The organism is Mycobacterium sp. B14F4 (assembly GCF_039871645.1).
Taxonomy (GTDB): Bacteria; Actinomycetota; Actinomycetes; order Mycobacteriales; family Mycobacteriaceae; genus Mycobacterium.
This window is the reverse complement of sequence record NZ_JBDPMF010000001.1, coordinates 666,544-687,950: the sequence shown is the minus strand read 5'-3', so window position 1 is coordinate 687,950 and position 21,407 is coordinate 666,544. Positions and strand designations below refer to the sequence as shown.

Sequence of the window (21,407 nt, the reverse complement as noted above, 5' to 3'; positions counted from 1 at the left end):
CGGTACCAACTCGTACCGCCGACGGACGACAGAGCACGCGAGCGCTCACCGTTGTTCGGTTTTCGGCCGTTCAGCCGTACAACGATGAGCGCTCGGCGGGGAAGATCAGGCCTGGCCGACCTCGAAGCGGACGAACCGGGTGACGGTCACGCCTGCCTCGTCGAGCAGGGCCTTGACGGTCTTCTTGTTGTCGGACACCGACGGCTGGTCCAGCAGCACGACGTCCTTGTAGAAGCCGGTCACCCGGCCCTCGACGATCTTCGGCAGCGCCTGCTCGGGCTTGCCCTCGTTGCGGGCTGTCTCCTCGGCGATGCGGCGCTCGTTGGCGACGACATCGGAGGGCACGTCCTCGCGGGTGAGGTAGCGGGCCTTCAGCGCGGCGATCTGCAGGGCGACGGCGTGCGCGGCCTCCTTGTTCGACCCCGTGTACTCGACCAGCACGCCCACGGCCGGCGGGAGGTCCGCGGCACGCTTGTGCAGGTAGGTCTCGACGGTGCCGTCGAAGTAGGCGGCGCGGCGCAGTTCCAGCTTTTCGCCGATCTTCGCCGACAGGTCGGCGATGACCTGCTCGACCGTAGGTGTCGCCTGGCCGCCAGAAATTCGAGCTGCCTTGAGCGCGTCGACGTCCGTCGCCTTGGCGGCGGCCGCGGCGGCGACGATCTGCTCGGCGACCGACTGGAACTCGGCATTCTTCGCGACGAAATCCGTCTCGGAGTTCAGCTCGATCAGCGCACCGTCCTTGGCGGCCACCAGGCCCTCGGCGGTCGCGCGCTCGGCGCGCTTGCCGACGTCCTTGGCGCCCTTGATGCGCAGCAGTTCAACGGCCTTGTCGAAGTCGCCGTCGGACTCGACCAGCGCGTTCTTGCTGTCGAGCATGCCGGCGCCGGTCAGCTCCCGCAGTCGCTTGACGTCGGCAGCGGTGTAGTTAGCCATGTCAGCCTTCCGTGCTCTTCGGTTCGGTCTGGATGTCCGCCTCGGGGGTGCCGGGCTCGGCGCCCGCGGCGGTCGGGGAAGCAGTGGCCGTCGCGCCGGCCAGCAGCTCCTGCTCCCACTCGGCGAGCGGCTCGGCGGCGTCGGCGTCGGGCTTGTCACCGTCACGTCCGGCACCGGCACGGGCCTGCAGGCCCTCGGCGACCGCGGCGGCGACCACCTTGGTCAGCAGCGCAGCCGAGCGGATGGCGTCGTCGTTGCCCGGGATCGGGTAGTCGACGAGGTCGGGGTCGCAGTTGGTGTCGAGGATCGCGATGACCGGGATTCCCAGCTTGCGCGCCTCGCCGACCGCGATGTGCTCCTTGTTGGTGTCGACGACCCACACCGCCGAGGGCACCTTCTGCATGTCGCGGATACCGCCGAGCGACCGCTCGAGTTTGTTCTTCTCGCGGGTCAGCATCAGGATTTCCTTCTTGGTGCGACCCTCGAAACCGCCGGTCTGCTCCATCGTCTCGAGTTCCTTGAGACGCTGCAGGCGCTTGTGCACGGTGGAGAAGTTGGTGAGCATGCCACCCAGCCAGCGCTGGTTGACGTAGGGCATGCCGACGCGGGTCGCCTGCTCGGCGATCGATTCCTGCGCCTGCTTCTTGGTGCCGACGAACATGATGGTGCCGCCGTGCGCGACGGTCTCCTTGACGAACTCGTACGCCTTGTCGATGTAGGTCAGCGTCTGCTGCAGATCGATGATGTAGATGCCGTTGCGGTCGGTGAAGATGAACCGCTTCATCTTGGGGTTCCAGCGACGGGTCTGATGCCCGAAGTGGGTGCCGCTGTCCAGCAGCTGTTTCATGGTCACAACAGCCATGAGTGATGCCTCACTTGTGTGTCGGTTGTCGCCCGGCGCCGGGTGACGCCAAGCCCTGGTGCCGGCTCGGAATGCCAGACCCGTCGCGGGGACGGGACCGACGGCATCCGGATACGACCTAGTGGAACGGGTCGAGGTGCAGACACGCGAAGTCAGCCCGCTCGAGCGAGCTGCGGTAAGGAGTTTACACCCTGGATAGGGGTGCTTTTTCCACAGCGACCTGCCCATCCACAGATCCGGAGCCGGCCCTGGCGCCGGTTACTCCTCATGCGCTGAGCTGGACGAATGCGATGGATCGCGGTGCTGACGGCCGCACTGGCGTGGGCGGCGCCCGCCGCGGCCGACACCGGCCGGCTGGACTGGCCGCTGCGGCCCCACCCCGCCGTGGTTCGTGCTTTCGACGCGCCGTCGCCGAACTGGCACCGCGGACATCGCGGCGTCGACCTGGCGGGCTCGTCCGGGCAGGCGGTGCACGCAGCTGGTCCGGGAACGGTCGTGTTCGCCGGCCCCCTGGCGGGCCGACCGGTCGTGTCGATCGCCCACCCGGGCGGGTTGCGGACGAGCTACGAACCGGTCCGGCCGTCGGTGCGCGCGGGGCAACTGGTCGATGCGGGCACTGCGATCGGCGTGCTGCAGGCCGGGCACGCCGGCTGCCCGGCGCAGGCGTGCCTGCACTGGGGCGCGATGTGGGGCCCGACCGCCGACGCCGACTACGTCGACCCGCTCGGTCTCCTCGCCACCACCCCGATTCGCCTCAAGCCCACGCACGGTTAGCGCGAGCGTGCGCATACCGTCACACCCGTGACCACCGCCGCTCACCGATCCCGACCACCGCGCTTCGGGCTGACCGCCGGCATGCCTCGCAGTGGGCAGCAGGCCCGCGACTTCGCACGCGACGTCGAGGCCGCCGATTTCGACGCGCTGACCTTCGCCGACCACCTGGTGCCGTTGGCGCCGCCCTTCACCAGCGCGACCGCGGCAGCGACGGTGACCGAGCACCTACACGTCGGAACACTGGTGCTCAACAACGACTTCCGCCATCCCGTCGAAACCGCCCGCGAGGCGGCCGGTCTTGCCTTCGTCTCGGACGGCCGGTTCGAACTGGGCATCGGGGCCGGCCACATGAGATCCGAGTACGACGCCGCGGGCATCGGGTTCGACGGCGGCGGTGTGCGGGTGTCGCGGCTGGAGGAGGCGGCAGGGCTGATCCGCAAGCTGCTCGACGGCGAGGCCGTCGACTTCGACGGCCACCACTACCGCGTGTGCGCCGCCGCAGGCCAGCTCCTCCCGACCCCGTCGCGACGTGTGCCGATGCTGATCGGCGGCAACGGAACTCGAGTCCTTAAGCTGGCAGGGCGACTCGCCGACATCGTCGGGCTCGCGGGCATCACTCACAACCGGGACGCCACCGCGGTCCGGCTCACCCACTTCGGCGCCGAAGGACTCGACGACCGCGTCGCCGTGGTTTGCGAGGCCGCAGGCGACCGGTTCGAGCAGATCGAACTCAACGCCCTGATCCAGGCCGTCGTCGCGACCGATGACCGGAACCGGGCGGCCGCCGAACTGGCCGCGACCATCGGCGGCGTCTCCCCCGCCGAACTTCTGGACTCACCTTTCGTCCTGCTCGGCACCCACGAGCAGATGGCCGACCAACTCGTGCAGCGCCAGCAGCGCTTCGGCGTCAGCTACTGGACGGTGTTCGACGAGCTGCCGGGCCGACCGTCGGCGATGCCCGATCTGGCGAAAGTCATTGCGCTGCTGCGGTAGTCACGCCCTGGGATGCGCCTGGTCGTGGACGGCCCGCAGGCGGGCGACCGTCACGTGGGTGTAGAGCTGCGTGGTGGCCAACGTCGAGTGGCCCAGCAATTCCTGCACCACCCGCAGATCCGCGCCGCCCTCGAGCAGATGGGTGGCGGCGCTGTGGCGCAGCCCATGCGGGCCGATGTCCGGTGCACCGTCGACCGCCGCCACGGTCTGATGGACGACGGTGCGCGCCTGGCGCGGGTCGAGCCGCCGGCCGCGCGCGCCCAGCAGCAACGCCGGTCCCGACTCCGCGGTAGCCAACTCGGGCCGTCCCTCGGAGAGCCACGCCGTGAGCACCGCCTTGGCCGGCTCGCCGAACGGCACCGTCCGCTGTTTGTCGCCCTTGCCCGTGACGCGCAGCAGCCGCCGCGCCATGTCGACGTCGTCGACATCCAACCCGCACAACTCGCTGACCCGAATTCCGCTGGCGTACAACAGCTCCACGATCAATTGATCGCGGATCGCCAACGGATCACCCTGCTGGGCACCGGATTTCGCGGCGGCCATCGCGTCGAGGGCCTGGTCCTGCCGCAACACCGCGGGCAACGTGCGACGCGCCTTCGGCACCTGCAGCCGCGTCGCGGGATCGCCGGCCATCATGCCGCGCCGGGCCGCCCACGCCGTGAACGTCTTGACCGCCGAGGTGCGGCGGGCCAGGGTCGTGCGGGCCGCACCCGACGCGGCCTGCGCGGCGAGCCAGGACCGCAGCACCGGCAGGCTCAACCCACCGACCCCGGCTTCGCCCCCGCGGTCGGCGACGAACGCGAACAGCGACCGCAGGTCGCCGAGATAGGCGCGACGGGTGTGCTCGGAGCGACCGCGTTCGAGCGCGAGGTACTCGTCGAACTCCTCCAGGAGTGCGTCCACTGACTCACCGTCGCAGACGGTGAGGGAGTGGCTCAGGTGACGCGCCGCAGCGTGTCCGGAGTGAGATCGGCCAAGGTCGGATATCCGTCGACCGCCATCGTCAGGTCGGCCTCGGCCAGCAGCGAGCGCAGCACGTGGACGACTCCCTCCACCCCGCCGAGTGCCAACCCGTACGCGTACGGGCGGCCGATACCGACCGCGGTGGCCCCGAGCGCGAGCGCCTTGACGATGTCGGAACCGCTGCGGATCCCGGAGTCGAACAGCACGGGGAGCCCGTCGGCAGCCTCGACCACGCCGGGCAGACAGTCGATCGCCGCGAGCCCGCCGTTGGCCTGCCGGCCGCCGTGATTGGAGCAGTAGATCGCGTCGACCCCACCGGCCTTCGCACGCCGCGCGTCGTCGGGGTGGCAGATGCCCTTCACGATGAGCGGAAGGTCCGTCAGCGACCGCAGCCAGGGCAGGTCATCCCACGTCAACGGGTTGCCGAACAATCCCACCCAGTGCAGCACCGCCGCTTGCGGGTTCTCCTCGGGCGGCTGTTCGAGCGCGGCACGGAACACCGGGTCGCTGGTGTAGTTCGCCAGACACTTCCCGCGCAGCTGCGGAAAGTTCGACGTGGACAGGTCGCGGGGTCGCCACCCCGGCACCCAGGTGTCGAGGGTGACGATGATCCCCTTGTATCCAGCGGCTTCGGCGCGATGCACCAGGCTCGCGGCCAGCTCCCGGTCGGTCGGGCAATACAGCTGGAAAAACCCTGGCGTATCACCGAACTCGGCGGCGACGTTCTCGAGCGGGTCCTCGGTGAGGGTGGAGACCACCATCGGCACTCCGGTGCGGGCCGCGGCGCGGGCGGTGGCGATGTCGCCGTGGCCCTCTTGGGCGCAGATGCCGATCACGCCGATGGGCGCCATGAACACCGGCGAGGGCAACGTCAGGCCGAAGAGGTTCACCGACAGGTCGCGGTCGCGGGTGGCGCGGAACATCCGTGGCATCAGGCCCCAGTTGTCGAACGCCGTGCGGTTGAGGCGCTGAGTTCGCTCGTCTCCGGCGCCGCCCGCGACGTAGGAGTACACCGACGGCGGCATCGCGGACGCGGCTTTGGCCTCCCAGTCCGCGAACGTCATCGGCATGGTGGGCACGACGCCCGACAAACCCTGCAGGTAGATCTCGAACTGGTAGTTACCGAACGTCATGACGGTCAGCGTGCCAGTCCGGGTCGCGCGGTACTACGCCGACTCGCCCGCTTCGGCCTTGGCCAGTTCCGCCTTCCACTGGCGGAAGGTCTCCTCGGTGCGCCCGCGCCGCCAATAGCCGGAGATCGACGCCCACTTGGCCCCGACGCCGCGTTCCCTGCGGATGTATGGCCGCAGGTTGTGCATGACGGTCTGCGCCTCACCGTGGATGAAGACCTGCACCTGCCCGGGCAGCCACGGCGTCTCCTTCACCGCGGAGATGAGGGGGGCGTGGTCGCCGGCCTGGTCCTCGGGCACGAGGTCGGCACGCCCGCCGCGGTAGATCCAGCGCACCTCGACGCCCTCGGGCTTCTTCAGCGGGATCTCGTCGTCGGGCCCCGCGACCTCGATGAAGACGCGCCCGATTGAGTTGTCGGGCAACGCTTCCAGCGCCGCGCTGATGGCCGGCACCGCCGCTTCGTCGCCGGCCATCAGGTGCCAGTCCGCTGCGGGGTCGGGTGCGTACGCCCCGCTGGGGCCCATCAGATAGGCGGGTTGGCCCGGCGTCGCCGAGGCCGCCCACGGCCCGGCCACCCCGTGCTCGCCGTGCACCACGAAGTCGATGCAGATCTCCCGGCGCTCGGTGTCGACGTGGCGGACGGTGTAGGTGCGCACTGTGGGCCGCTGTTCGGGCGGCAGCGACGAGAAGCTGTCGAGCGTCAGGGGCTGCGGCAGCGCCGCGACGTCGATGTCGGGGTCGACGATGGCGACCTTGACGTAGGCGTCGGTGAACTCGTTCGGCTTGAACGTGTCGAAGCCCGCACCCCCGAGCACCAATCGGATGAGGTGCGGTGTCAACTCCTCTGTACGCACCACTTCGAAGGTGTGTATCGGACGCCCGGCCAATGTTCCTCCCAACCCAACGCCGACTGATTGTTAGCCGACCTTATCGATGATACGAGCGGGACCCGCCCGTCGGAGCGCTACCCCGCGAGCACCGTGGCCGCGACCTTGGGCTGCCAATCGGTCGTCAGCACTCCGAAGTTGTCCTCGCGATTGTCTTGGTTCGCGGTGTTCGTGTCGCGGATACAGAAGATGAACGCCGGCCCGCTGTAGCTGGTCTCCGCCGCCTTGCGCAGCCCGTCGAGAATCTGTTGCGCCTGCTCCTGCTGGCTGACCCCTTCGGCGGAACGCGCACTGGTCGGCGCGCCCATCTCCGTCATCCAGATCTTCTTCTCGCCGTCCCCGTTGTCCGTCATGATCCGGTGTACCCGCTCGACGTCGGACCATCCATTGAGCGCGTCGGCGGCCAAACCGTGGGGGAAGACATAGGGATGCATCGCCATGGCGTCGAAGAACCCCTTGGCGCCGTTTGCGTACATCTCGCTGACGAAGGTCGGCGGCGCGTCGGGCGCGAAGGCGGGGCTGAGTCCACCGGCGATCACGGTGCTGTGCGGCTGAACCGCCTTGATCGCGGGATACGCGGCCTTCAACAGCGCGGTGTACTCGACGGCACGGTTGCCCCGGTAACCCCAGAACAACGGGATGTTCGGCTCGTTCCAGATCTCCCAGTCGGTGACCCGGTCGCCGTAGCGCTGCGCGACGGTGGTGACGAAGCTGGCGAAGACGGCGGGTTCGACGGGCGGGCCGGTGAAGTAGGTCTCGGGGGCCCGCGCCCAGTCGGGGCTGTACCCGATCGAGGCGAGCACCTTGATGCCCCGCGACAGCGCACCGTCGATCCAGTGGTCGACGTAGCCCCAGTTGTAGGCGCCCGGCATCGGCTCCACCCGACTCCAGTCGATGAAGACGCGCAGCCACGTCGCCCCGGTGCGGGCCGCCGCATCGAGTTCGCCGTCGGCCTCGGTGCGACTCATCCACGTCATCGGGGCGCCGACGCTGAACCCGTACCCGTCGCCCGGCGCGGGGACCGCCTCGGCCTGCGCCGTTCGCGCCTCGGACAGCAGCACCGCGGCGATCAGGGCGACGACGGCCGTGAGCGACCCGATGCGCCCGCTCAGCCGCTGGTACATGGCGTCAACCTACCGGAGGGCCAGCTTCCAGCGCCCGTCTCCGCACACCACCATGCCCATCAGCTCGAGGTTTGCCAGCGGCCCGAGCACCTGCCGCGCCGGCAGTCCGGATGCCACCGCGATCTGTTCGGCGGTGCGCGCGCCTCGGCGCGGCAGCGCGTCGTAGACGCGCTTGTCCTCGTCGGCCAGCTCGTCCAGCGGTGAGGCCGGGCGTTCTTCCTCGGGGGCCAATTCGCCCGCGCGACCGACCAGTTCGACGATGTCCTCGGCCCGGGTCACCACGTGTGCACTCGCACGCAGCAGCACGTGACATCCGACCGAGGCCGACGACGTCACCGGGCCGGGCACGGCGCACACGGGACGACCCAGCGCGCGCGCCCACGCCGCGGTGTTCGCCGCGCCACTGCGGGCACCGGCCTCGACGACCACGGTGGCGCCCGAAAGCGCGGCCACCAACCGGTTGCGGGTCAGGAAGCGATGCCGCGCGGGGCGAACTCCGGGCGGATACTCGCTGACCACCAGGCCCTGCTCGGCAACCCGCCGCAACAGCGCGGCATGGCCCGCCGGATACGGGACGTCGACGCCGCCGGCCAGCACGGCCACGGTCACCCCCTCGGCCGCCAGCGCCGCGCGGTGCGCCGCACCGTCGATCCCGTATGCGCCACCCGAGACCACCGCGACATCCCGCGTCGCCAGGCCGGCGGCCAGGTCGGCCGCGACGTGTTCGCCTAACCATGTACGACTGGCGCATACATGTTGCCTAGCGTGCTTGGCACCCTGGGATTCTTGCGAGGCCGTCAGACCGGGCCTAGCTTGGCGTTTGCCTAGCAGCGCACAACGCGCAGCCCATACCGTGAAGGAAACACGTAATGAGCAGTACTAACACCGCCACCGCCACGCCTACCGCCAAGGCCGCTGATAGTTCGCTGAAACGAGCCAAGGCCAAGACCACGTACGTCGCCACCGCGCCGAACGGCGCCGAGTTCACACGCACCAGCGCCACCAGGGGGTACACCCACGCGCTGCTGGTGGCCGACGAGGGCGGCGACAACTGGGGCGTCTGGTCCTGGCACCAGACGCGGCAGGCGGGCAGCAAGGCGCTCCAGGCGCAAGGCGTGCACAACCCCGGCCCCGGCACACAGCGCAAGCTGGTGCCGGTGAAGGTGGCGAAACGCAGCCGAAAGGACAGCGGCGCTGAGGCAATTGACGCCCAGCAAGCACCGAGAGGCAAGGCCCCGCGCCCAGCCAGCGGCGGCCAGCTGGCGTGGAACGAGAAGGACGGGGTGCACACCGCGAGGGGCGGGGACCGCATGTACCGGGTCGCCCAGGGCGACGGCGGGGCGTGGTTCGCCAGCCAGCGGGGCTTCAACGGCACCTACACGCCCGTCGCCGGGCTCTGCACCACCATTGCCCAGGCGCAGGAGTTGGCGCAGCGGTACGAGAACGGCGAGCGCCACCTGAGCCACCGGGGCTACCGCGACCTGCCGTACAAGGAGGCGGTGGCGAAGCTGGAGCAGTAGCGCGCCCACCGGCCCCGCCCAATACCACCCCGGTCAGCGCACCGGGGTGGTGCGCTCCGTGCGCCAAGCGCGCTGGGCGCCTCCAGCTTCAATTTGGGCAGCTGTCGACGTCTTTGCCTTCGACGTTGACGACGGCTGACCACCACCACATCGGGCCGAGCTTATCGAGGCCCGCCTGGGGCAGGACCATGCCGATTTCGCCGGGTGTGTCGGTGTCGGCGAAGCCGTCCATGTTGTGCTGGCGGCCCTCGCCGAAAGGGAAGTAGAAGTAGCCGATCTTCTGCCCGTCGAGCGTCTTGTAGCCCAGCTGCACCGTCTCGCCAGCCGGGTTGGTGGCGAGCAGCGACCACAGCACGGTGCCGGTGGCGGGTAGCTCGCCGGTGTAGTTCATCGTGACGCGGGCACTGGTGCCTTCGCGCCCAGCCATTTCGCCGACCTCCACCCTCGTGCTTTGCAGGTCTATCGGAGACGCGGAAGTGGTTGATTCGCAGGAGGATTCGGGACCAGCCATCACCTTGCCCGGTGGCGCTGACGGCGGGGCCGCTGGTGGTGGCGGCGGTGCTGCGGTGGTCGTGGTCTGTGGCACCGCCGTCGTCGTGCTCGGCGGGGTGGTAGTAGTTGTCTGCGTGCCCTCAGTGCCGGTGGCCTTATCCTTGTCGCCGTCCGTCAGGTTGCCGATGAGGGCCAGCAGCAGGAACACGGCGACAACGCTGCCGACGATGATCCAGAGGCGCCGCCTACCCTTGGCGGGCGGCTTGGGTGGTGGCGCGCCGCCCCACTGGTGGCCGTCCCAGTACGCCTGACCGCCAGTGCCAGCCGGGTCCGGATACCAGCCCGGCGGTGGTGTCGGTGGTGTCGTCACGGGAAAACTGTTGACCGCTCGTCACCGGACCAAACCATTCGTGCCTCAGCCCGCCAGATCGTCTGGGCTGCCGCCCAGCTGGCGCAGCGCGTCCATGGCCGCCGGGTCGTCCAGGGTGGAGCGGCGGGGCTTGCCGGTAGTGCGTGGGCGGTCCGTGTGCATCGCCCGGTCCCATGCCTCCTCGGCGCTGACCTCGCGCTGCTCCTCGGCGCGCATGGCCCGCCGCAAGGCGTCGTCCTTGCCGTCGTCCTGCTCAGCGGCAGCAGCAGTGGTGGTGGGCAGCACCCCGGCGGCCAGCTGCGCCGCCGTGAACGTGTCCTCATCGAACGCCTCGCACGGGCACTCGGCGTCGGCGCACTTGCCCAGGTTCTCGCCGTCGTCGGTGCTCCAGTGGAAGCCCTGCACGTGGCCGCACCGGCAAGGGTGGTTCGAGGACAGCACGATGTGGAAGACCTTGGCGTCAATCGCCCGCTGTTGCTTGTGGTAACGCTCCCACGGGCTGCGTTTCGGCATTCGGCTAACTCCGTCGCGTTCATACCGCCCGTTGTGGGCGCGCGGTTCACCCTGGCGCTACACCGCCAGCAATCATGATGCCTCGGCAACGGCTCGAATTGGGTGGCGCCACGCCGCAACTGCCCAGCGCGATTAGCAGGCGGCGCTGCGCCCGCGCACGCAGAAGGTCACCTCCGCACGTTGCCCGGTAGGCGGCAGATAGCGCACCCGACGCGGTATCGGAGTCAAGCCCGGCGGCCAGCTAGCGCTGCACCGCCTTCACGACGCCGCGCAACGACAGCCTCAGCCCCGAGTGCGCCGCCATGGCGCGGTAGCTGTGGCCGCGCGGCACCGTCGTAGACCCTCGGCACCCCGTCCTCCCTCTGGTACACACGCCGAACCGGCATGCATTTGGTGTTCATGCGCCCGGTGTTCACCTTGGTGGTAGACGCGGCGCAGACGGTGGGGCGCCGAAGCCGCCCGGCGAAACCCGGCCCGACTTGCACGAAACCTGCCCTTCCCCGGCGCCGCTGACCCGATTTTGCGCGTTTACCTTCTCGGGGGGTAAAAACGGGATCCGGGTAGATGGGGGCGGTCGAGGCGCGCCCAACTTTTGACCCCCTTACCGGGGTCCTGATGGGGAGGGTTGGGTGCGGGTAGTGCTCGGTTGTTCGCTACTCCGGTCACCACTCCCCGCGTACCGCCATGGGCTCCATTTGAGACGATTCGCGCATGGTCCCTTGGTGGCAAACCGTCTTGGGCGGGGTTGGAGTGGTTCTTGCTGCGATCGTCGCTGGATCTTTCGCCGTGCGGAATGCGCGCAAAACGCCGCACGAGACGCTCAAGATCTTGGTCGAGATTGCCGAGAACGCGGAAGGCCTCATCCGGCCCGAGGATCGAGAGGTCCTTGAGACTGCGATACATCGCGAGATACAGCGCATAGATCGTCTCAACCGGGCACGTCTCGAAGGGTTCTGGAGGTACTGGGCGGAGATCCTCAAGCAGGGCTTGGTCTTTGACGCGTTCGGAGTCCTCATTGGTGGTATCACAGAGCTGCTCGGTGATGTGATTGGTGTCTCGCAGATGCGTTTCCCCCGCGAGGTCGCAAGAAGCAGGGAAAGCCCGAGAGTCCGAACCGCATGAATGATTAGGATTTCCTGCCTGCTTGAACGGATGGAGTGGGATTACATGACTGACGCCGCCGACGAACTGGCCAACATTGTCCGGAAGCTCGTCAACGAGACCTGCGGCAGAGGTTTGGGTCTTTGCGAACTTGATCGCCCTAACCTCACGGAGCAGGGCTTGTTTGAGTACCTGCGCGACAGTCAGAAACTGCCGGTCACGCGACGGGGTATCAAGTACGCCGTGCTGCGCCGCGAAATCCTGCCTACTCGCATCGGCAACGGCAACTACTTCTCTATGCGAGACGGACTGGATTGGATTAGATCCCGCAAAGCTAAATAGCTGTAGCGACAAACCTGGTTTAAAAGGCCGCATTTGGTGATCCGGCTACTGTCAGGTTTGTGGAGCATCACCTGAGCATCTTTCGTCCGTATGATCGCGACGCCAAGCATGAAGACCAGCTGACCCGAGCCGCCCTGATTGTGGTGAAACTGGTGCCCTTGGCGCACGCAGCGTTTCTGGACCTTGCCCGATGCCAGCCATTGTCAGCTTTGCCACGCCCACGCTTCGAGATGCAAACGGAGAAGTTGGTGCCACTGGACCCCGACGCTGAGGATCCGGAGCTTGCCGAGCTTGTGAGCGTCTTCCTCGGGCCTCACGAGGACCTCGTGGAGACGCAGGAGCCGAATGTGGCCTCTGAACGCAGGGCTCGGTACGACGGTGTTATCCAGTACGGGTCGCGTCTGCTGGTGGTGATCGAGAGCAAGCTCTATGCCAACGCCAGCGACCAGCAATCGCTAGACATCAACACCAAGGGAATCGCTCCCAAGAAGAAGCGCAGGGTCCCTGTCAGATGGCAGGATCTCCTCGACCGCTGGTGGAATCTGATGGAGCTAGATGTTCTCGGTCCCGCCGAGGTCCACGTTTTGAATGACTTCTTCGACAATGCGGAAGAGAACTTCGGTGACTTGCTCCCCTATACCGACCTCGAACGCTGCGGCGATCACCGTGGTCGTCGTCTGCGCCGCCTGCGAAACGTCCTGGAGAAAGCGACCGGCTTCTCCGCAGAGGTCCGCGATGTCTTGGGCCATGCCGGTGTCAAGTTCCCGGACGATCAGGTAGTCGCGGTCGACCGCGTTAGCCTCTACGTCGAGAGCGACAATCTCATCGTCAGCATGTGGCCCGCAGAGCTCGCTCCCCAGTACAAACGTGTGTACTCCGATTCTAAGAGGGCGGAAGCCCTCATCGCCTTGACCGAGGACCCGGCCTGGCAGGTGCACGCCAATTTTTACCTGGCCTATTGGCGGGCCAGCGTGCCTCGACGGTGGTATCCAACGCGGCACCTTCCTGGACCGGACTACGTCCGCCAGTGGGTCAACGACTTCCATGGCCACCGCGCCGGACGTCGACCACGCGAGGACGTCAACGACCCGAAGTTTCGACACTGGTTAGTCGAGCGAAAATACGCCATCGAAAACGAGATGGAGAGCCTTGACGAATGGGCGGACAAGCTACCAATGGACCACTTCGACATCCGCCCAAGTATTCAAGTCACCCGATCCTGGCAATGGGCAGATGCAGTCGCTCGCGACACTACTGGCCAACTTACGAAGGAAGTCAGCGACGCGATCAATCAGGTGTTACTGGCCCTGGGCGAGCCACAACTAGAGGACATTCAGCCCCTATCATCAGACCTTAAAACAGTCGAGACATGAACGAGGAACGGCACAACGACTCACGTTGGCCGAAAGTTGTTGTTCACTGTCAGACTGATGTGGCTGTTGATCTGCTCCAGAGGTATTACGCGCAGGACGACAGCGGCAAACCTCGGTATACCGGCGCGCGATTCGAAGCCATGGCTGCACTAAACGACGATCCACACACGCTTGGCCCAGCCGACTTCGTGGCCGTTTCGATGCTCAGCGTCAATGTTCCGCCGGAGGCTGCCATCCGATTGCTCGGCCCTGACGCGGCAATCATCTCGTCGCTTCTCAAGCAGGTTCCGTCGGACCAAGACATCGTTGATGTTCAACCTCGACTGCTCGCCACAGAATCGCCGGCGGGCAAGCTGTGGGCGGTGCTGAGAGGTGGAAAGGATGGCCTCGGGCGAACCACCACAAGCAAGCTGCTCGCGGCCAAGCGGCCTCGCCTCATCCCAATTTGGGACAGTTTCGTCGAGCACGCCACTGGCTTCGACACTCGCGACTATTGGCGGCGGTTCCAAGAAGTGCTCAACGCCGACGACAGATATATCTGGAAGTGGCTAAGCGAACTACAGTCACTCGCTTCGAACGTGCCTGCAACGGTCCGTGAGCTTCGTATCCTCGACGTGCTTTTCTGGATGTCCGTCGAGGGCGGCTTAAAAGGACAAGCCGGAGGGGGAGGCTGATGGCGGATATGCAGTGGCGGCAGGCGATGGTGAAAGCGCTGCAAGACAGCCGAGAGCCAATGCATTATGCGGACATCGCCCAAGCCATCATCGACAAGGGCTACCGCGTCAATGTCGGCGCAACGCCTGCCGCTACCGTGGCAGCAAACCTATCCCAATCAATTGGAAACGATCCGAAGTCGCCCTTCGTCAGAATCGACCGCGGCGTGTACGCGCTCCGTAGCGCAAAGCGTACCGCTGCTGCTGCCAAGAGCGTTGATAAAGCGAATGAGGCGGAGGAAGTCGCCCGTGAAATGGGCCTCATCAATGCGTTCGGAATGTTTTGGAGTAGGGACGCTGTGTACTGGAAGACCACGATGCCGCGTCTGCTCGGAGTCCAGCAATCGGGAAGCACGCCAGTGAACTTCACCGAGCAGGCAGGAGTCTATGTTCTCTACGACGTGCACCGCCCGATCTACGTCGGCAAAGTGACCGAGCCACGCATGGGTCTGCGCCTCTTCGACCACACGCGCGACAGGCTCACTGGACGCTGGAACCGCTTCTCCTGGTTTGGCGTGCGAGGTGTCACCGACGACGGCAAGTTGACACCCGTACCGACCGCCGGGATAGCCGTGGCAACCCTAATCGCAACGATGGAAGCTCTCCTCATAGAGGGTTTGGAGCCTCCCCAAAACAGGCGACAGGGAGATGGATTCAACGCTGTTGAGTTCATTCAGGCGATGGATCCCGACATCGAGAACGAACGAAAACGTTCACTCTTAGCGCAGTTGTCTAAGAACGTCGGATTGAGCTAGTAACCAGGATGGCTCCTGCAAATACATTCTCCCGACCACCCCGTCGGCTACCGACCCGAACTAGCCAGCGAACCCGGACCACCGTCCGGGATCACTGGGTCTGGCAGTGCAGGGTGCCGCCATCGTAGAGGATGCACGGCTGTACTGAACACCCTTGCGAGAGTCGGCACTTGACCATGTCGCGGCTGACTTATTGTTGGGGCATGCCCACCACGATCGCCGCCAGCGGCGTGGCCTGTACTAAGTATCCTCCTAGAGCAGTCGCCTGCAGATGAGCACCAAACGCGGCTGATCAGCCGACGACGTAAACCGTTCCCGGCGTGCCGTCCGGGGCTGAACAGCAATATCGACATAGCGTTGCCTCCGAGGAGGGGAGGACGATGGCACGGCCAATCGTGGACGAACGCACACTAGCGGGATACCTGATCGGACCTACGGAATTGCGCGCCCGCGAGCTGTCGGTGCAGGGCGGCCAACCTCTGATTCGGTTCGCGGACATCGAGGAGCATGTAGTCGATCCCCAGACCGGCGTGACGCTGCGGTGCGACCTGACTTTGCGGTCGGACCTGTCAGCGTTGATTTCGTGCGAGATGAAGCGGCCAGAGGTCATGGGAGTTGACGACCCGAAGCTGATTGCGGACGCGCAAAGTAAGGCTGTCGGCAGGGGCCTTACCTACTTCCTCACCTGCAACATTCGTCATGTTGCGGTGTGGCGGACGTCAGTAGGAGCGAGGCAAACGACCCCGGTTGCGATTTACGACCTCGCTCCGGATCTATCTGAAAGCTACTACGCACAGCCTCGGCGGGAAGAGATCGGGCAGCGCTGGCGCGACTTCCTGGGCCATCTGGAGCCTCTGCTGCTCGAAGACTTAGAGCGTGGCAGACCGGATGCTCGACCGCTACCGCCGCATGTAGAGGAGCTCAGAGAAGCGATCGTCGAGGCGGGCAAAGAGGCAGGTCTGCGGATCAGAGAGGCTGCCACCGATGACACCTTTCGCGACACGGTCCTCGACGCGTTCCGTGACCAGTTCGGTGTCGAGCTTCAACTCGATCCGTTTGGACCCGCCGACCGATTCATCAACGAATCGGAACAAGTCGGGATTATTGCTGCATTCGTCGTGACGTCGCGCCTCCTTCTCTACCAAGCGCTTTCACTAACTGAAAGGCAGGACGGGAGTCGCTTCGATCTCGACCCGCTCGAGGTAAGCCGCAGTGCTTCGGATCCAGGTCGCATTGCCGGCGAAGTTAAGGGCCTGCTCGACCATGCGCAACGACAAACGGGCGACTTCGAGACAACGCTTACCTCCACCGCCCTGGACGACATCGCATTCGTCTCAGTTGGGTCTCGCACCGACGTCGGGATGCGGTGGGGCCGGATCATCGACGTTGTAAAAAAGTATGACTGGTCCGGTCCCTCGGAGTACGTCCCAGGTCTCTATGAGTCCCTGCTAGACGACGAGCACCGGCATATTCTCGGCGTCCACTACACTCCGGACCCGCTCGCCGAGATTATTGCGACGTATTCCATCAGGAATGCGGCGGACACCATAATGGACCCGGCATGCGGTGGTGGCACATTCCTAACTATGGCATATGCGCGCAAACGAGCGCTTGGCTCCACGCATGAACAGTCACTGAGTGAGGTCTATGGCGTCGAAATAGCCGATTTCGCAGCCAGTTTGTCATCGCTGGTCCTTGCTCTATCCGATCCGTCGGCACGGTCCGCGTATCCGAGAGTCATTCAGGAAGATTTCTTCGGGGTTACCCCGGGGAGCGCAACCGACCTTACGTTTCCAGGGACGGGAGAACTGAAGGCGCCGGGCAACTTGAATGCGGTGATAGGTAATCCGCCTTACATACGGTTCGAAAACAGGACGCCCGAGGAGCGAGCAGAAATTCAACAGCTCTTTGCCGCAAGGTTCGTTCGCCGTGAGGTCGCATACCCAAACTTCACTGGGAAAGCTGATCTTTGGGCCTTCTTCGTTGCGCATTCTCATTCTTTCTTAGCCCCCGGTGGCCGTTTGGCTTTCGTTCTATCATGGAGCTTGCTCTCCACAGTTTATGGTGACGCTGTACTGTCGTTTCTCGGTCGCTACTTTCTTGTGGACGCCCTAATTGACAGCCGTGTTGAACGCTGGTTCGCAGCAGCGCAAAATACCGTTTTGCTGTTGGCGCGCCGGGCGGAGCCGCCGCCGACGCCTCTAGGTGCCGCACCCAATCCCAATATCCCCGACGACCATATGGTGCGATTTGTACGATTCAAGCAGCCGATTATTAAGCTTCTTGACTATGGCCAACCCCGGGGCAAGCGAGCCGAGGATCTTGTCGATGAAATACTCGGAATCTCAGAGGATACGGGTGACGACATTCGGTGGGACGTGAGGGTTGCTGATCAGGCAAATCTAATCCGGCGAAGTAGCGACTCGTTGCCTGAGGATGATGAAAGTGACTGAGGTCGACACACGTTTCAGTGCACTTGGTGCGGCACAGGCCTTCCCCGGCCAGCTAGCAACCAGCTGGGGAGCGCACTTGGTTGAGCGTCCATCGATAGCAGCATTGAGGCGACGAGCGGGCAGCCTTCTCGCGCCGCTGGGTGAGGTTGCCCCTGCGCGCAGCGGGATAGCGACGAGAGTGGTGGGCTATTTCATCGTGGAAGAGATCGTTGACCGAAACTTGCAGGCGGCAGCGGGAATTCGAAGTGGGGCGGATAGGAGACGTATCGCGCTGGTTCGTGATGGCCGCGGGCAAACACACCTGCTGGAACGTGCCGTCCTCAAGCCAATCGTGCGGCGGCCCGGTGTGCTCGAAGGTCGTATCTGTATAGATGAACAAGCCGCGTTTCCGTGGTTTGTGTTCTACGCGCAAGACGACAAGGAATCATTGCGGCAGAAGCGTTGGGCCCACGCGCTCGACTACATCCGGTACGGCGAAACCACGGATTTCCCAGCTCGCGAGGGAAGCCGGCGCGCTGGTGGTGTGCCCGCACAGCGCGCTCAAGTGATAGTGAGGCCAATTTGGTTTCACGTACCACGCATGGCAATGGGACCAGGTCGTGTGTGCTGGCTGAAAGGACGTGGGGATAGGCACTATGCGCCTGTCTTATCCGAGGGTGTCCTTGTGCCAGATAACTTCCTGTTCAGTGCTCCTCCAGCTGAGCTGCAGCAGCCGGAAGCATTCGCAGCCGTTGCAAATCTCACATGGACACATTTGATGGCTGAGATCTACGGACGTCGCGGAGGCGGTGATGGGGTACTACACACATACGTCCGTGAGCTTGAGATGCTTCCGATCATTGATCCAAGGAAGTTCAGCCCTGAACAGTCGGAGGCTCTAACCAGCTTATTCGAACCCATTACCCGCCGTGCGGTATTGGCACTCGATGAAGAACTCCAACAATCCGACCGTCAGGCATTTGATCAATGGGCCATGCGGTACTTATTCGGCGACGATGCTATCGACGCAGCGCGCACAGTGGAAAGGGCAATCAGAGATCTGACGGCTGAGAGGACTCAGCGGATCATCTCTGGTCGAGAACAAGTCAGGCGGGCAGTCCGACGGACTCAATTTAATCCTGACCCGTTCGCAGCCAGAGCGATACTCGACGTCGGAGAAGCGCCCAGTCCGATGAGTCTTTTGGATCACTTGTCCCAAGAAAGTTTGGAGATCACGGACATAGTGATCCCGCCTCACGTAGTAACAGGTTCACTTCAAATCGGTGAAAGTTTGTTTGACGCCGACACCCTATTGGTTGGGTCGGATGTAGTTGTAGAGACACAGTCTTCTGGGCACGCGCGCATCGCAAGGGCAATCTTGCGTAGGCACGCAGACACCACAGGGCCCTGCGGCTTGCCGTCAGATGAAAACGAGGCGCTGCGCGTCGCAGCGGATTGTGATGCGGCGTGGCAACAATGGAAGGACGAGATGCTCGCCGACATTCTAGCCGCGCTCCCCGGTCAGAACCGTGCGCGGCAGCGGCAGTTAGTCTTGGCGGCGGTTGAAACTATGACCGGGCTGTGGCCAGGTTCATTGACCTCCTAACCAACTTGCCTTAACAATTCGGCAGCCTCGGAATTCTCGTCATCACTGGCAGCGTCGATCATCACTTTCCAGGTCGAGGCTCCACCTACAGAGGTGACGAGGCGGGGTTATTCATCTGGTGCGTCAGAACGTCGGTGCTGTCAGTCCAGTGATCTCGACGACCGACTTCGGAAAGCGCGCCGCCGAGAATGCCAGGTAGCCGTACACCTGCAACCGCACAGTCAGCTGGCCACTAAGAGTCTCGGGCATCACGCGGGTGCGGATGCGCGACTCCCACAGGATCAAATCGGATGCGCGGATCACGTAGATCAAATCTTCGTTGGTGTTCGCGCCGTCAGCAGTGCCAATGTTCGGATCTGTGACGACCGGCAGGCCGTGCATGTTGCCGACCACCTGCTCGGCTGCCACCGCGCTGACGACGCCCGCGGCGTTCTGGGGGTTATTCGAGGGCGGGAGGAACAGCGGGCGGTTGGTGGTGTCCATCAGCGTAAGCAACCACCCCCACCGACGCGGATGCATCACGATCACAGTAGGCGGCATGAACCGCTTCGTGTGAACACGCTGTACCGCGTCCGCGATGGCCCCATAGACGCCCTGCGTGGTGAGCGCGCCCACGGCCACGGTCTCGATTCCAGCGGTTCCCCTTACTCCGAGGACTTGGCCATTAGACCCGGTGCCCGCGAGCACCTGCGCGTCGACTTGGGCCGCGTAGTCCGCCATTAGATCACGGAAGACCACCTCATCGAATGCGATGGGGCTCTGGTCGATGAGTTGGATTGCGAGGTCTTGTTGGCCAGCGATGGTGCGCACGGGTGCGTTCACGAAGGCGTCCGTCAGGTCCTGTTCGACGGTGTTCGTATTGTCCGACGTCTGCACGCCGGTCGCGGTCCCCGTCAGGATGCGCGGGATGCTGATGCTGTCCGTTCCGGCGGGAAGTGGCTGGTTGGTGACCAGGTTCGCGAACGCCCTACCGGGTCGGGCCAACTCGATGTACTCGCTCATCAGCCAGGCTGGCGGTACGGCGTAGCCACCTTGCCCGTCCGTACGGGACAGATCGCGGTACTCGGCGTACTCGGGCAGGTTCTGGACGTCCTTCGCATGACGCATAAGGCGATCACGTGCACCGCCATCAAAGTCGATGTTCAGCGACGCACGAACCAAATCCTGCATGTAGGACCTACCGTGCGCGACTGCTGCACTCTTGGTGTAGGTCGCCGGCTCGAAGACGCTCGTAGACATCTCTATCTGTTCCTGTTTCCCGTGAGTGCAGCTGCGCTCAATTCGACGAATACGTCGCGCATGCAACGTAAATGAACATGTACTGATTGAGAACCGTTGAGGCGTACTCTTACTGGTTGTAATGGTACGCCGGTACCAGACCGTAGCCGGTCACCACGGCGTCAATCGGCGTGGCGGCTGCGGTGCAACTGGCACGGCGTCGATCTTTTCGGCTCCGGTGCCCACTGCAAACTAGTCAGCCGATTCCTGTACCAGCAGCCACCGCTTAACCATGTGAACCGTGGGCAGCACCGCCTCTCGCGGCATTCTTCGCCGCGTCAGCGTGACGCTTGGCCGCTGCCGTGTTCGACTCGACGATTGCCGACCCTCGAATGATGTACGCCACCAAAGCCTGCCAGTCGGTGTCGGCCACCCACCGGCGAGTGGTGAGGGCTGCGCTCATGCGCAACAGCCGCCGGGTGGTCCGCAGGTCCTCGGCACGAATGCGAGCGTCACCGCGCGCCTGGCGTCGCACCTTGTCGCAGTCCGAGTGAACGAGACGCCAGCGCAGCGGCGGCATGTGCGGGCCAGCCACGCCGTGCTCTGCGCGCCACTGCGCCAGCGCGGCGATGCGGCGCATAGCGGCATGGCGGTCCACGGCGGCATAACCAGGACGCTGCGCGGTGATTTCGTCCCCGCAGCGTTGGCACACCAACTCGAACACGTCGCGTCCCGGCCACGGTGGTGGCAGATTGGCCGGGTCTGCTGCGGCGGCCTCGACAGCTTCGACGCGCGCGCGGTGCCGGGCGTCAGGGCCGCGATACCGGCGTATGGTGCACGGCTGGCCCGGCTGCGCACCGCACTGCGGGCACTCCACCCGCAGCGCCGGATCACCCTTGGCGTGACCACCGTTCCGAGTTGTCATGCGGGTTGCTCTCTCTCAGTCGACGTTTCGCTGTTCACTTCGTGCAGTCGTTTTGATGATGATGAGACGGCGCGTGTCCTGGGCTTGGGCCAGCAGCTGCTGGCGGCGCTCCCGCAGCGCGGGCGTCCAGCCGCTCGTTGCGGCGCACCAGGCGTCACTCGGCGCACCTCGTGGCGGTGTTGTCGAGTCGTAGCCGCGTGCTGCAGTCCCGGCAGGGCCTCCCGCTGCCCACCGCCATACGTGGCGGCATGCCACCGGGTGGCGTTGTGGCTCAACACGTCTGGCGGCATGGCGCCACGGGCAGACAATCGGCTGAGAGGCGGCCAGGTTTCCCGTGGCCGCCCGTCGGGCACCGCCACACCGGGCAGCACATGTTAGGC

Annotated in this window: 20 protein-coding genes and 1 pseudogene; 10 read left to right on the top strand and 11 right to left on the bottom strand. The window is 65.0% G+C overall.

The window, feature by feature from the left end:
• Nucleotides 1-105 precede the first annotated feature (105 nt).
• Nucleotides 106-933, bottom strand: a complete 828-nt coding sequence (gene tsf / locus ABGB19_RS03395) for a translation elongation factor Ts (RefSeq protein ID WP_347683971.1) — start codon at nucleotides 931-933, stop codon at nucleotides 106-108.
• Nucleotide 934: 1 nt separating this feature from the next.
• The gene (rpsB, locus tag ABGB19_RS03390) at nucleotides 935-1,795 is read right to left on the bottom strand and encodes a 30S ribosomal protein S2 (protein ID WP_347683969.1); all 861 of its coding nucleotides are present in this window, start codon (nucleotides 1,793-1,795) and stop codon (nucleotides 935-937) included.
• Between the two features lie 285 nt (nucleotides 1,796-2,080).
• Here rpsB and ABGB19_RS03385 point away from each other — a divergent pair, with 285 nt between their 5' ends.
• Together ABGB19_RS03385 and ABGB19_RS03380 are read left to right on the top strand one after the other, a co-directional pair.
• Nucleotides 2,081-2,569 (top strand): M23 family metallopeptidase, encoded by a 489-nt coding sequence (locus ABGB19_RS03385; protein ID WP_347683967.1) that lies wholly within the window; start codon nucleotides 2,081-2,083, stop codon nucleotides 2,567-2,569.
• Between the two features lie 27 nt (nucleotides 2,570-2,596).
• Nucleotides 2,597-3,562: a TIGR03621 family F420-dependent LLM class oxidoreductase gene (locus ABGB19_RS03380; RefSeq protein WP_347683965.1), complete on the top strand. Its 966-nt coding sequence runs from the start codon at nucleotides 2,597-2,599 to the stop codon at nucleotides 3,560-3,562.
• Here ABGB19_RS03380 and ABGB19_RS03375 read toward each other — a convergent pair whose 3' ends face one another.
• The 5 genes and pseudogenes from ABGB19_RS03375 to dprA all read right to left on the bottom strand — a co-directional run.
• Nucleotides 3,563-4,465: a tyrosine recombinase XerC gene (locus tag ABGB19_RS03375; RefSeq protein WP_347683963.1), complete on the bottom strand. Its 903-nt coding sequence runs from the start codon at nucleotides 4,463-4,465 to the stop codon at nucleotides 3,563-3,565.
• Between the two features lie 32 nt (nucleotides 4,466-4,497).
• Nucleotides 4,498-5,658, bottom strand: coding sequence for a lactate 2-monooxygenase (locus ABGB19_RS03370; RefSeq protein WP_347683961.1), 1,161 nt, complete (start codon nucleotides 5,656-5,658; stop codon nucleotides 4,498-4,500).
• Between the two features lie 33 nt (nucleotides 5,659-5,691).
• Nucleotides 5,692-6,543, bottom strand: coding sequence for a siderophore-interacting protein (locus ABGB19_RS03365; RefSeq protein ID WP_347683959.1), 852 nt, complete (start codon nucleotides 6,541-6,543; stop codon nucleotides 5,692-5,694).
• Between the two features lie 77 nt (nucleotides 6,544-6,620).
• Nucleotides 6,621-7,667 (bottom strand): cellulase family glycosylhydrolase, encoded by a 1,047-nt coding sequence (locus ABGB19_RS03360; protein WP_347683957.1) that lies wholly within the window; start codon nucleotides 7,665-7,667, stop codon nucleotides 6,621-6,623.
• 9 nt (nucleotides 7,668-7,676) lie between these two features.
• A pseudogene (dprA, locus tag ABGB19_RS03355) lies at nucleotides 7,677-8,396 on the bottom strand (DNA-processing protein DprA); the annotation flags it as partial.
• Between the two features lie 140 nt (nucleotides 8,397-8,536).
• Here dprA and ABGB19_RS03350 point away from each other — a divergent pair.
• Nucleotides 8,537-9,187 carry a hypothetical protein gene (locus ABGB19_RS03350; protein ID WP_347683955.1) on the top strand — a complete coding sequence of 217 codons (651 nt, stop codon included), beginning with the start codon at nucleotides 8,537-8,539 and terminating at the stop codon, nucleotides 9,185-9,187.
• An 88-nt stretch (nucleotides 9,188-9,275) separates the two neighbouring features.
• On the opposite strand, the gene ABGB19_RS03345 is transcribed toward ABGB19_RS03350, so the two are convergent.
• Both ABGB19_RS03345 and ABGB19_RS03340 read right to left on the bottom strand, forming a co-directional pair.
• On the bottom strand, nucleotides 9,276-10,049 hold the full coding sequence (locus ABGB19_RS03345; protein WP_347683953.1) for a DUF2510 domain-containing protein: 774 nt from the start codon (nucleotides 10,047-10,049) through the stop codon (nucleotides 9,276-9,278).
• Between the two features lie 45 nt (nucleotides 10,050-10,094).
• On the bottom strand, nucleotides 10,095-10,562 hold the full coding sequence (locus tag ABGB19_RS03340; RefSeq protein ID WP_347683951.1) for a hypothetical protein: 468 nt from the start codon (nucleotides 10,560-10,562) through the stop codon (nucleotides 10,095-10,097).
• Nucleotides 10,563-11,273: 711 nt separating this feature from the next.
• On the opposite strand from ABGB19_RS03340, the gene ABGB19_RS03335 reads away from it, so the two are divergent.
• The 7 genes from ABGB19_RS03335 to ABGB19_RS03305 all read left to right on the top strand — a co-directional run bounded on the left by ABGB19_RS03335 (nucleotide 11,274) and on the right by ABGB19_RS03305 (nucleotide 18,884).
• A complete protein-coding gene (locus tag ABGB19_RS03335) occupies nucleotides 11,274-11,684 on the top strand; it encodes a hypothetical protein (protein ID WP_347683949.1) in 411 nt (136 codons plus the stop codon).
• Between the two features lie 45 nt (nucleotides 11,685-11,729).
• The gene (locus tag ABGB19_RS03330) at nucleotides 11,730-12,005 is read left to right on the top strand and encodes a hypothetical protein (protein WP_347683947.1); all 276 of its coding nucleotides are present in this window, start codon (nucleotides 11,730-11,732) and stop codon (nucleotides 12,003-12,005) included.
• A gap of 59 nt (nucleotides 12,006-12,064) precedes the next feature.
• Nucleotides 12,065-13,378, top strand: coding sequence for a hypothetical protein (locus tag ABGB19_RS03325; RefSeq protein WP_347683945.1), 1,314 nt, complete (start codon nucleotides 12,065-12,067; stop codon nucleotides 13,376-13,378).
• Nucleotides 13,375-14,052, top strand: a complete 678-nt coding sequence (locus ABGB19_RS03320; protein ID WP_347683943.1) for a DUF6308 family protein — start codon at nucleotides 13,375-13,377, stop codon at nucleotides 14,050-14,052. Before ABGB19_RS03325 ends, ABGB19_RS03320 begins: the two co-directional genes overlap by 4 nt.
• On the top strand, nucleotides 14,052-14,846 hold the full coding sequence (locus ABGB19_RS03315) for an HTH domain-containing protein (protein WP_347683941.1): 795 nt from the start codon (nucleotides 14,052-14,054) through the stop codon (nucleotides 14,844-14,846). Before ABGB19_RS03320 ends, ABGB19_RS03315 begins: the two co-directional genes overlap by 1 nt.
• A 380-nt stretch (nucleotides 14,847-15,226) precedes the next feature.
• Nucleotides 15,227-17,299, top strand: a complete 2,073-nt coding sequence (locus tag ABGB19_RS03310; protein WP_347683939.1) for an N-6 DNA methylase — start codon at nucleotides 15,227-15,229, stop codon at nucleotides 17,297-17,299.
• Nucleotides 17,292-18,884, top strand: coding sequence for a hypothetical protein (locus ABGB19_RS03305; protein ID WP_347683936.1), 1,593 nt, complete (start codon nucleotides 17,292-17,294; stop codon nucleotides 18,882-18,884). The genes ABGB19_RS03310 and ABGB19_RS03305 overlap by 8 nt, the downstream gene beginning before the upstream one ends.
• 123 nt (nucleotides 18,885-19,007) lie before the next feature.
• On the opposite strand, the gene ABGB19_RS03300 is transcribed toward ABGB19_RS03305, so the two are convergent.
• Entirely contained in the window at nucleotides 19,008-20,123 is a 1,116-nt protein-coding gene (locus tag ABGB19_RS03300) for a phage major capsid protein (protein WP_347683934.1), read from the bottom strand.
• Nucleotides 20,124-20,388: 265 nt separating this feature from the next.
• Nucleotides 20,389-21,027, bottom strand: coding sequence for a hypothetical protein (locus ABGB19_RS03295; protein WP_347683932.1), 639 nt, complete (start codon nucleotides 21,025-21,027; stop codon nucleotides 20,389-20,391).
• Nucleotides 21,028-21,407 lie beyond the last annotated feature (380 nt).

Excerpts from the sequence above, each read along its gene's own strand:
- tsf (WP_347683971.1), bottom strand. The coding sequence starts at position 933 with ATGGCTAACTACACCGCTGCCGACGTCAAGCGACTGCGGGAGCTGACC.
- rpsB (WP_347683969.1), bottom strand. The coding sequence starts at position 1,795 with ATGGCTGTTGTGACCATGAAACAGCTGCTGGACAGCGGCACCCACTTC.
- ABGB19_RS03385 (WP_347683967.1), top strand. The coding sequence starts at position 2,081 with ATGCGATGGATCGCGGTGCTGACGGCCGCACTGGCGTGGGCGGCGCCC.
- ABGB19_RS03370 (WP_347683961.1), bottom strand. The coding sequence starts at position 5,658 with ATGACGTTCGGTAACTACCAGTTCGAGATCTACCTGCAGGGTTTGTCG.
- ABGB19_RS03360 (WP_347683957.1), bottom strand. The coding sequence starts at position 7,667 with ATGTACCAGCGGCTGAGCGGGCGCATCGGGTCGCTCACGGCCGTCGTC.
- ABGB19_RS03350 (WP_347683955.1), top strand. The coding sequence starts at position 8,537 with ATGAGCAGTACTAACACCGCCACCGCCACGCCTACCGCCAAGGCCGCT.
- ABGB19_RS03340 (WP_347683951.1), bottom strand. The coding sequence starts at position 10,562 with ATGCCGAAACGCAGCCCGTGGGAGCGTTACCACAAGCAACAGCGGGCG.
- ABGB19_RS03335 (WP_347683949.1), top strand. The coding sequence starts at position 11,274 with ATGGTCCCTTGGTGGCAAACCGTCTTGGGCGGGGTTGGAGTGGTTCTT.
- ABGB19_RS03330 (WP_347683947.1), top strand. The coding sequence starts at position 11,730 with ATGACTGACGCCGCCGACGAACTGGCCAACATTGTCCGGAAGCTCGTC.
- ABGB19_RS03320 (WP_347683943.1), top strand. The coding sequence starts at position 13,375 with ATGAACGAGGAACGGCACAACGACTCACGTTGGCCGAAAGTTGTTGTT.
- ABGB19_RS03315 (WP_347683941.1), top strand. The coding sequence starts at position 14,052 with ATGGCGGATATGCAGTGGCGGCAGGCGATGGTGAAAGCGCTGCAAGAC.
- ABGB19_RS03310 (WP_347683939.1), top strand. The coding sequence starts at position 15,227 with ATGGCACGGCCAATCGTGGACGAACGCACACTAGCGGGATACCTGATC.
- ABGB19_RS03300 (WP_347683934.1), bottom strand. The coding sequence starts at position 20,123 with ATGTCTACGAGCGTCTTCGAGCCGGCGACCTACACCAAGAGTGCAGCA.
- ABGB19_RS03295 (WP_347683932.1), bottom strand. The coding sequence starts at position 21,027 with ATGACAACTCGGAACGGTGGTCACGCCAAGGGTGATCCGGCGCTGCGG.